Below are 6,604 nucleotides of genomic sequence, written 5' to 3'. Positions count from 1 at the left end.
TTTTCTTTAAATTTAACCATACAAAAACTGCACCTCCAATTGTTAGATTGAGTGTCTAATAATTGGGGAGCAGTTCAAATACAAGGGAGGTTCTTTTTTTTGGCAAGTAAGGGCAAGATCATTTCAATGTACAATGCTATTATGAAAAATGAACAAATGTACTTTCTAGGTGTACATATTTATTTTGTATGTTTGTCTTGTACAATATTTTGTAGGGCTCATATACTGATAGTAAAGGGTTTTTACTGTCTATCTTTCAAAATTCTAAATATTATGGTTGTATTTTTAATATGAACAAATTATAATGATAATCATCAGAAGTGTTGTTAAATCAATGTTTGTTTATATATCAGTGTACTCTGTAGGAGTACAATTGTTCACAGGTGGAGGTTTGGAGAAATGAAAAAGATAATGGTTACAGGTGCACTAGGTCAAATAGGTTCTGAGCTTGTAGAAAAACTTCGTGGTATTTATGGAGAGGACAATATATTAGCGACAGATATTCGGAAGCTTGAGCATTCTAAAGGTCCGTTTGAAGTATTGGACGTTACGGATGGACAAAGAATGCATGATTTAGCGAAGGATTTTGGTGCAGATACAATGATGCATTTAGCGGCGTTATTATCAGCAACAGCGGAAAAAAACCCGTTGCTTGCGTGGAATTTAAATATGGGTGGTTTAATGAATGCGTTAGAAGTTTCGCGTGAGTTAAACTTGCAATTTTTCACGCCGAGCTCAATAGGCGCGTTCGGTCCGTCGACACCGAAGGATAATACACCACAGGATACATTACAGCGTCCAACAACTATGTATGGGGTAAATAAAGTTGCTGGTGAGCTATTATGTGATTATTATTTCGATCGTTTTGGTGTAGATACTCGTGGTGTCCGCTTCCCAGGATTAATTTCATACGTAACTCCTCCAGGAGGTGGAACGACAGACTATGCAGTAGAAATCTTCTATGAGGCGATCAAGCAAGGGAAGTACACGTCTTATATTCAAGAAGGTACGTACATGGACATGATGTACATGCCAGATGCATTGCAAGCTATTGTAGATTTGATGGAAGCTGATAGTAGCAAACTAATCCATCGCAATGCCTTTAATATCACTGCAATGAGCTTTGAACCATCTGAAATTGCGGCAGAAATTAAAAAACATTTGCCACATTTCCGTATGGATTATCATGTAGATCCAGTACGTCAGGCGATAGCGGATAGCTGGCCAAATTCTATAAATGTAGAAGCGGCACAAAAAGAATGGGGCTTTAAAGCGCAGTATGACTTAGCTAAAATGACAGTTGATATGCTAGAAAAATTAAAAATTAAGCTACAAACAAAAGCTTGTTCATAGATGAAATTAAAACGGATGAAGAAAACAATTGAGTTTTCTTCGTCTTTTTTATTTTGATGGGCGATTATTAAAGTTTGGGATGACATTTGGTAAACGTATCTATATAAAAGTTGATGGAGTGGAGGCTGGACACCCCCAGGAAAGCGCCCAGCCGGAACGGAAATCAACCCACGTTATGCCGATGAGACTATTTTAGGGAAACTTAACAATAAAAAGAAAATTATTGGAATATATAGCGTAATTTATAATTTTCCAATATAATCATATTCAGAATATTAATAGTATTCAATTAAATTGATTGTTGATATTTCACAAAGGTAAAAAAAGGGAGTTCACAAGAAGAGGGGATGGATAGTTTTTATGATGCAGACGCCGTTAGTATTAACAAACTTTATTAAACGAGCAGAAAGCTATTTTGCTAGAAAGACTATTGTTTCACGTACGAGTCCACAGAAGATTCACCGTTTAACATATGGAGAATGGGCAAAAAGAACGCGTCGCTTGGCGGATGCGCTCACAAAGCTGGGGATGACAAGAGGAATGAAGGTTGGCTCCTTTGCTTGGAATCAGCACCGCCACTTAGAGGCTTATTTTGCGGTACCGTGTTCCGGTGCCATTTTGCACATGGTGAATATTCGTTTATCAGAAGAGCATTTAATTTATATTATTAATCATGCAGAAGATGAAATTTTAATGATTGATGTGGACTTGCTACCAATCATCGAAAACATTGCGCCTGAGCTTAAGACAGTGAAACATTATATTATTATGACGGACGAGAATACTTTGCCAAAAACGACATTACCGAATGCGTTATCCTATGAGGATTTATTAGCAGCGGCGGATGAAAACTATCAGTTCCCAGAAGATATAGGGGAAGAGGAGCCTGCTGGAATGTGCTATACAAGTGCTACAACAGGAAATCCAAAAGGGGTTGTATATTCACATCGAGGTCTAGTACTACATAGTATGATGCTGAGTATGTCTGATTCAATGGGCATTTCGGAGCGTGATGTCGTGATGCCAATTGTATCGATGTTTCATGCAAATGCATGGGGCTTACCATTTGCTAGTGTCAATGTAGGTGCTACACAAGTATTGCCTGGTCCACAATTCACATCAGCAATCATATTGGATTTAGTAGAGCAGGAGAAGGTTACATTAACAGCTGGGGTACCGACAATTTGGATTGGTGCGTTGCAGGAACAGGAGAAGCATGAGCGAGATATTAGTTCGTTACGTGCTATTTGTTGTGGCGGGTCAGCTTCACCTACTCGACTTATTCGTACATTTGAAGAGCAGTATGGCATTCCGTATATTGTCGTGTATGGAATGACTGAAACTACTCCAATTGTAGCGTTATCAAATTATATGTCTTGGATGGATGAATGGCCTATTGAAAAGCGTATTGAATCGCGAGCAATGCAAGGTATGACGATGGCTGGTATTGAATCGAGTATTACCAATGACAATGGGGAAGTACCATGGGATGGAGAGACGATGGGTGAGTTACGCTTGCGAGGTCCATGGATTTCACACGAGTATTATCGGGATGAGCGTACCAATGATGCCTATCGAGACGGCTGGTTATATACAGGGGACATTGCGGTACGAACAGAGGATGGCTTTATCAAAATAACAGATCGTACGAAGGATTTAATTAAGTCGGGTGGGGAGTGGATATCCTCAGTGGATTTAGAAAAGGCATTAATGACTCATGACGCTGTGTTGGAAGCGGCAGTTATCGCAATTCCACATGTCAAATGGCAAGAACGCCCGTTAGCTTGTGTAGTATTGAAGGAAGGAATGTCAGCAAGTGAAAAGGAGCTTCTTACATTTTTAGAAAGCCAGTTTGCAAAATGGTGGGTACCAGACGATGTGGTATTTTTAGACGAAATTCCAAAAACATCAGTTGGAAAATTCCTAAAAGCTAAGCTTCGTGATAATGTAGCAGAAGTTTATCCGAAATTGGGTTCACTCGTATAGATAAAAGAGCGATTTCCACAAAGGGAAGTCGCTCTTTATCTTTACCTTTATCTATTTAGCATTTGAAATACTTGCTCAACGTCTTTGTCTCCACGACCAGAGATATTGATAATAATGCTCTCTTCCGGAGATAATGTTGGCACAAGCTTAAGTGCATGAGCCACGGCGTGGGAACTTTCAAGTGCTGGAATAATGCCTTCAACCTTTGATAGCGCTTGGAATGCTTCGAGCACCTCTTCATTCGTCACCGTTACATATTCTCCGCGACCAATTGTTTTTAAATAGCTATGCTCTGGACCAGCTCCAGGATAATCTAGTCCAGCGGCAATCGAATAGGTTGGTAATGGATTACCTTCTGCATCTTGCAGCACTAAACATTTGAAGCCGTGTAATTCACCCGGTGTTCCTTCATTTAATGTGGCGGCCTTATCTGGCTCAATACCGATGAGGCGAACGTTTTCATCTGCAATATATTCTGCAAACGCACCAATCGCATTACTACCGCCGCCGACACAAGCAAGTACTGCTGCTGGTAGCTTACCTTCTTTTTCTAAAATTTGTTCGCGACTTTCACGACTAATGACGGATTGGAAATGCTTCACCATTGTAGGGAACGGGTGAGGCCCAACCGCAGACCCTAGTAAATAGAAAGTCGTCTCATAGTTTTCTACTAAATCAGCAAATGCTTCATCCACTGCATCCTTTAGTCGCCCTTGACCTTTATCAACAGCTACTACCTTTGCACCAAGAAGCTCCATTCGGAAGACGTTTAATGCTTGGCGCTTAGTATCTTCTAAGCCCATATAAATTGTGCAATCCATTCCGAACATTGCGCAAGCAGTTGCTGTTGCTACACCATGCTGACCTGCACCTGTTTCGGCGATAACACGATTAGCACCCATGCGCTTGGCCAATAAAATCTGTCCAAGAACGTTATTAATTTTATGTGAACCTGTATGGTTGAGATCTTCACGTTTTAAATAAATTTTTGCGCCACCTAATTGTTGTGTTAAATTTTTAGCAAAATAAAGTGGAGATTTGCGCCCAACATATTCACGGAAATAATAATCTAGCTCTTTATTAAAGTCTTCATCGTCTTTATATTTTTGAAAGTTTTCATCTAAAATACTTAAAACATTTTGAAGCTCATCGGGAACAAAGCTACCGCCAAATTCACCAAAATATCCTTTTTTCTCTGCTACTATACTCATCTTCTCTCGACTCCTCTATCTAATTTTTCCATAAAAAAAAGCCACTACAATCCTTCTGTAAAAAGGACGAGTAACCGTGGTGCCACCTTCATTCGCAAAAATTGCGCGCTTTCGTACTCCGATAACGGGGAGTAACTTCGTCCTCACATTTGATGAGGCTGCTCCAAAGTCCATTCACAAGTACGTACTACTGATTTGCACCAACCATCAGCTCTCTTTAAGTACTAGCGCTTGCTACTAATCTTTTTCCTAGCATTTATTGAAATGAATATTAGAATATTTTCAGAATATTGTCAAGGTGTCTTCCGAAAAATAAAAAAAGACAAACTGTTCGCAAACAAAAAAGCCGTTAAATAAAGTCGGTTTAAAAAAAGAACAACGTTAGTGTCACTAACGGGCAAGCTAATTTAAGAAGGCTATAACTAATAATAAACTCTTTAATTCTTTATAAAAGCAAAAATCACTATTGATTCTACCGTTACGTTAGAAACTATAATGAATGTATTAAAAGAAAAGGAGAAATATAGATGTATCCGATTGGTCAATTTTCGAAGAAGACAGGTGTCTCGATCCGAACTCTTCGCTATTATGATGAAATGAATTTGTTAAAGCCATCTTACATTTCGGAAACGGGACGTAGATTTTATGAAAATGAGGATATAATTACACTACAAAAAATTACAGGATTAAAAACGTTAGGATTTTCGTTAAAAGATATTCAACAGCTAATGAGGCAATCACAATGGGACATAACAGAATCTTTAGAGTACCAAAAGGAGAAATTGCTTCATAAATTGGTAGACATTAAAAAGAATATTGAACTACTTGAATACACAATTTCGCTAGCCCAATCAAATCAGGTAATCGAACCAGAGATATTTATTGCATTAATTCAAAATAATTTACACATGGAATCTCAGCAGCGATGGTTAAAAGGTTATTTTCCAAATGAAATTGTAGATGAAATTTATGCAGTATCAAATAGTCACAACGTTCGTTACGATGCACAGTTAATAAAAATTATCAATCAATTGAAAATAGCTTATAAGAACCAATTTACGGATACCGAAGTACATACTATTCTCAAAGAGTTTTTTTCTCTACTACCACTTGAACTTTTTAATCGATTACTAACAGAACCAAAACTAATGGAGATACAGGTGGATAGAATGTTATTTTCGTCACCATTTAGTAAACAAGAAGAAGAATGGTTAATTGAAAAATTAGAGTACATGCTAAAGGAGTATAAAACAAAATGAACATACTATTATGGGGATTCATTGGGTTTACTCTTTTATATGAACCAATTATAGGTTATTGGTTATATCAAGGATTTAAAATACGTGTTCTGACTAATCCAGAAAGCAGGATACATTATTATAAGATTGTAATGTTAGGTTTGTGGTTACCAACACTTATTATTTTAATAGTAGTGGCAAATTCTGAACTTACATTAGAAGAACTACGTGTAATAATGCCTAGTATTAACACAAAAGAATTAGGAATAATTGTTACATATATTGTTATAGGGGTAGCTCTATTATATAGTGTCTTGCTTTTATATTACGCGATTGGATATTTTATAAGTGATAAAGTTAAAAATAAGATGAAAATAATGAAGCAAAAACAAATGAAGCAAATAGCGTTTACTGAGTTACTACCTGTTACAAAGAAAGACAAAGCCATTTGGAATCAAGTGGCATGGACAGCGGGGGTCACAGAAGAAATTATTTACCGCGGATTGCTTATATTTGCATTTAACACATTATTTCCAGAATGGTCAATTTGGTTCGTTCTATTGTGTACCTCAATAATATTTGGTCTTGCGCATACATATCAGAGTTTATCTGGTGTCATTCGGACAACCATTTTTGGCTTTGTGTTCGGGATGCTTGCGGTCGCATTGAACTCCATTATACCTCTAATACTTCTTCATGCTTTGATTAATTACGTGGGGAAATTAGGTGATGAGAATGAAAAGGATTAAAATAACATATTATTTCCTTTCTGATTATTCATTTCAGCACTATTTTGGTAGGTATTAAACTTTATTT

Annotated in this window: 5 protein-coding genes and 1 other annotated feature; of the genes, 4 read left to right on the top strand and 1 reads right to left on the bottom strand. The window is 37.4% G+C overall.

Annotated elements, in window-relative coordinates:
* Positions 1–399: 399 nt before the first annotated feature.
* Together AC3WSK_RS10460 and AC3WSK_RS10455 are read left to right on the top strand one after the other, a co-directional pair.
* On the top strand, positions 400–1,353 hold the full coding sequence (locus tag AC3WSK_RS10460) for an L-threonine 3-dehydrogenase (RefSeq protein ID WP_079559321.1): 954 nt from the start codon (positions 400–402) through the stop codon (positions 1,351–1,353).
* Between the two features lie 360 nt (positions 1,354–1,713).
* Complete coding sequence (locus tag AC3WSK_RS10455) at positions 1,714–3,339, top strand: long-chain fatty acid--CoA ligase (RefSeq protein ID WP_492414713.1); 1,626 nt, start codon at positions 1,714–1,716, stop codon at positions 3,337–3,339.
* Between the two features lie 47 nt (positions 3,340–3,386).
* Here the strand turns inward: AC3WSK_RS10455 and trpB are convergent, their stop codons facing one another.
* Positions 3,387–4,550 carry a tryptophan synthase subunit beta gene (gene trpB, locus AC3WSK_RS10450; RefSeq protein WP_492414712.1) on the bottom strand — a complete coding sequence of 388 codons (1,164 nt, stop codon included), beginning with the start codon at positions 4,548–4,550 and terminating at the stop codon, positions 3,387–3,389.
* A gap of 59 nt (positions 4,551–4,609) precedes the next feature.
* Positions 4,610–4,810 (bottom strand) — a binding site (T-box leader).
* A 267-nt stretch (positions 4,811–5,077) separates the two neighbouring features.
* Here trpB and AC3WSK_RS10445 point away from each other — a divergent pair.
* Positions 5,078–5,809, top strand: a complete 732-nt coding sequence (locus AC3WSK_RS10445; protein ID WP_492414711.1) for a MerR family transcriptional regulator — start codon at positions 5,078–5,080, stop codon at positions 5,807–5,809.
* Positions 5,806–6,537, top strand: coding sequence for a CPBP family intramembrane glutamic endopeptidase (locus AC3WSK_RS10440; protein WP_492414710.1), 732 nt, complete (start codon positions 5,806–5,808; stop codon positions 6,535–6,537). The genes AC3WSK_RS10445 and AC3WSK_RS10440 overlap by 4 nt, the downstream gene beginning before the upstream one ends.
* The last annotated feature ends 67 nt before the right edge of the window (positions 6,538–6,604 follow it).

The sequence above is a fragment of the Lysinibacillus sp. EB271-A1-10B genome, assembly GCF_058791335.1.
This window is presented reverse-complemented; position numbering and strand designations above follow the sequence as displayed.